Raw genomic sequence first — 3393 nt, 5'->3', positions numbered from 1 at the left:
GCGAGACCGTGGCCACGGTCGCCACCGACGCCAAGGGCGTCGCGCTCGCCCCGGCGCTCCAGGCCGGCGAGAAGACCGGCGACTTCAAGGTCACCGCGGCCGTCGTGGGCCGCTCCGTCAAGGGCGTCGACTACGCGGCCACCGTCACCGAGCGCGCCGCCGACGCCCTCACCCGCACCGGCGACACCCCGCTGACCTGCACCCCGGGCGGCGAGTTCGCCGACCAGGTCCAGGTCAAGGCGACGTACAAGGGCGCCGTCGCGGACAAGGTCGCGGCCACCGCCACCCTGGTGACGTCGGCGACCGACGCAACGGAGAACGACAAGGGCCCTTACTTCAAGAGCGCCGACGGCAAGCCCGTACGCACCCTCACCGGCCTCCGGACGGACGCCAAGGGCGTGCTGACGCTCCCGAAGCTGTACGCCGACGACACCGCCGGCACCTTCCTGCTCCGCATCACCACCACCGGCGGAGCGACGCTCACGGTGGAACTGAAGGTCGCCGCCGCCGGTGCCGACTCCACGGCCAGCGCGACCCCGAGCCCGTCGCCCTCCGCCTGACGCACGACGCGCACAGGGCACCGTGCGCACAGGGCGCCCCCTCCGTCCCGGCGGAGGAGGGCGCCCTTCTTCGTGCGTGCAGCGCTGTTCTCATCTCGCCCGCCCGTTGCTACGGTGCCGGACCCGACGACCTGACGACCCATCAGGGTCCCGTCAGCTCACCGACCGACCGCCGGGAGGCCCCGCATGCGCGCCCTGATCGCCGCCGCGACCGGTCTCGCCCTCGCGCTCGCCCTGGTCCTCACGATCAGCGCGCTGGGCGCACCGACCGGTGAGACCTCTCCGAAACCGCTGCTGACGACGGTGCCCGCACACCCGTGACCGCCCGTCCCGGAGGGAGGCCGCCATGCGCCGCAAGGCAAGTCTGGTCCTGCTCGCCTGCGCCGTGTTCTGCGCGGCGCTGTCCCCGCTGCTGCGCTGGTACGCCTTCCCGCGCCTGGCCCGGATCCCCGCCGGCCAGTACCAGGACATGGTCCTGGAGGCCCGGAACGCCACCCTCCTCGACTACGGCACCATGCGCGCGAAGAAGGTCCCCAAGGTCACCATCGTGCAGACCCTCAAGGGGGACGTGGAGGCCGCCGAGAAGATCGAGAAGACGGCGGGGCGGCCGGTCGTCGTCTGGGACAGCCTGTCCTACGTCCAGGGCCCCGACGGCAAGATGGTCTCCAAGCTGCCCGAACGCTACATCTTCGACGCCCACAGCCAGGAGCCCGTCCACGCCACCGGCGAAATGGTCGACGGCGACCCGGTCACCCGTGAGGGCATCGAGTTCAAGTGGCCCTTCCTGACCCGGAATCGGGACTACGCGTACTTCGACGCGCAGACCCGCACCACCAGCCCCATCCACTACCGGGGCACCCGGAGCTTCCGCGGCCTGACGGTCTACTACTTCGAGCAGACCATCCCCTGGACCAAGGTCCGCATGCCGAAGACCCTGCCCGTGCAGGGCATCACCCCGGAGTCGGTCGCCAGGACGGGCACCACCCGCTGGTACTCCACGGTCCGCAGGTTCTGGGTCGAACCCGTCACCGGGGCACCCGTCTACGGCGAGGAGATCCACCGGGAGGAACTGCGCGGCGGCACCCTGCTCGGCGGCCGCGCCAAGGTCACCGCGTTCGCCGGGCACGTCAAGATGCGCGAGGACTACATCGACCACACGGTCGCCCTGGTCAAGCACAACCGCACGCTGGTCCTGGCCCTCACCTCCTACGTCCCCCGGGGCTCCCTCGCCCTCGGCGTGCTGCTCCTCGCCCTCTCCCTCTGGCTGGAGGCCCGCGCCCGCCGCCCGCGGGACCCCGCGCCGACGCAGACGGCGGGGCCCGCACAGGTCAGCGCCTGAGCCGCGCGTTGGTGTGCCGTGTGGGCTCGGCGGTCGCCGGGTCCTCCGGCCACGGATGCTTGGGATACCGGCCGCGCAGCTCCGCCCGGACGGCCCGGTAGCCGTCCTGCCAGAAGGACGCGAGGTCGGCCGTCACGGCGGCGGGCCGTCCGGCGGGCGAGAGCAGATGCACGAGCAGGGGCACGCCCGCGACCGCCGGGGTCTCCCGCAGCCCGAACATCTCCTGCAGTTTCACGGCGAGAACCGGCCGCTCCGGATCCTGATAGTCGATCCGGATCCTGGACCCGCTCGGCACGGTGATCCGCTCGGGCGCCAGCTCCTCCAGCCGGCCGGCCTCCCCGCTCGCCCAGGGCAGCAACCGTGCGAGCGCCTGCCCCGCGTCGATCCGGGCGAGATCGGCCCGCCGCCGGGCCCGGCTCAGCTCGGGCTCCAGCCACTCGTCCACGCGCGCGTGCAGCGCCGCGTCCGACACGTCCGGCCACGGCTCACCCAGGTGCGCCCGCAGGAACGCCAGCCGCTGCCGCAGCCCCTCCGCCTCCGCCGACCAGCGCAGCAGCCCGAGCCCGTCCTGCCGGAGCCCGTCGAGCAGGGCGGCACGGACGAGGGCGGGGCCGGGGTCCGTCAGCGGCCGCACGGCCAGCTCGACCGCCCCCAGCCGCTCGACGCGCCGGGCGAGGACGTCCCCGTCGGCCCAGCGCACCTCCTCGCGTTCCTCGAGCAAGGAGGCGGCCGCGAGCCGCGCGATCTCCTCGTCGACGACGGCTCCGAGCCGCACGCGCGCGTGCCCCTTGCCGACGGGGCGGTCGGCCACGGCGACGGCGATCCAGGGGGCACCGCGGAGCCCGGTGCCGTCGGCGACCTCGGCACGGCTGCCGGAGACCATGAGATACGAACCGCCGTCGGCCTTGGCGACACGCTCGGGGAAGGCGAGAGCGGCGACGAGCCCGACGCGGCCGTCCTCCTCGGCGTCCGCCCAGCCGCCCCCGGCGTCCTCGGCCGGGCCCGCGTACTCCGCGGCGACGGCCCGCAGCCGCCGCACCTCCGCCCGCCACCGCCCCGCATAGGCGTCACCCCCACGCCGAGCGGCCCGCAACGCACCGGCGAGATCATCCCCGTACTCCCGTGGCGCTTCCTCACTCAGCAGGGCGACGACCTCCGCGGCCTGGCCCACCCCGACCAACGGAGCCGAGTCCATCAGGGCCCGTCCCAGCCGAGGGTGCAGACCCAGCCGAGCCAACCGCGCCCCGCGCTCCGTCGCCCGCCCCGCCGAGTCCACCGCGCCCACGCCCGCGAGAGCGGCCCGCGCCGCCGCCATCGCCCCGCCCGGCGGCGGATCCAGCAGCGCCAGCCCAGAGGCGTCCGGATCGCCCCAGCAGGCTGCCTGGAGGGCGAACGCGGTCAGGTCGGCCACCTTGATCTCGGGCGCGGGAAACGCCGGCAGACGGCCGTCCTCGGCCTCCGCCCAGCACCGGTACACCACCCCCGGCGCCTCCC

Annotated in this window: 3 protein-coding genes and 1 pseudogene; 3 read left to right on the top strand and 1 reads right to left on the bottom strand. The window is 74.5% G+C overall.

The features are described from left to right. The 3 genes and pseudogenes from CCN44_RS35825 to CCN44_RS35820 form a co-directional block, all read left to right on the top strand. A pseudogene (locus tag CCN44_RS35825) lies at positions 1–560 on the top strand (lytic transglycosylase); the annotation flags it as partial. 186 nt (positions 561–746) lie between these two features. Continuing rightward, positions 747–881, top strand: coding sequence for an SPW_0924 family protein (locus CCN44_RS43660; protein ID WP_107117979.1), 135 nt, complete (start codon positions 747–749; stop codon positions 879–881). A 25-nt stretch (positions 882–906) separates the two neighbouring features. Then, positions 907–1899 carry a PorA family protein gene (locus CCN44_RS35820; RefSeq protein WP_086702764.1) on the top strand — a complete coding sequence of 331 codons (993 nt, stop codon included), beginning with the start codon at positions 907–909 and terminating at the stop codon, positions 1897–1899. Here the strand turns inward: CCN44_RS35820 and CCN44_RS35815 are convergent. Next, positions 1889–3393 (bottom strand): ATP-dependent helicase C-terminal domain-containing protein (locus CCN44_RS35815; protein ID WP_276329140.1); only part of this gene is annotated, 1505 nt, incomplete at its 5' end. The two genes, CCN44_RS35820 and CCN44_RS35815, sit on opposite strands and share 11 nt — an antisense overlap.

Source organism: Streptomyces tricolor, from assembly GCF_002155905.1.
GTDB lineage: Bacteria > Actinomycetota > Actinomycetes > Streptomycetales > Streptomycetaceae > Streptomyces > Streptomyces tricolor.
This window is presented reverse-complemented; position numbering and strand designations above follow the sequence as displayed.

Excerpts from the sequence above, each read along its gene's own strand:
- CCN44_RS43660 (WP_107117979.1), top strand. The coding sequence starts at position 747 with ATGCGCGCCCTGATCGCCGCCGCGACCGGTCTCGCCCTCGCGCTCGCC.
- CCN44_RS35820 (WP_086702764.1), top strand. The coding sequence starts at position 907 with ATGCGCCGCAAGGCAAGTCTGGTCCTGCTCGCCTGCGCCGTGTTCTGC.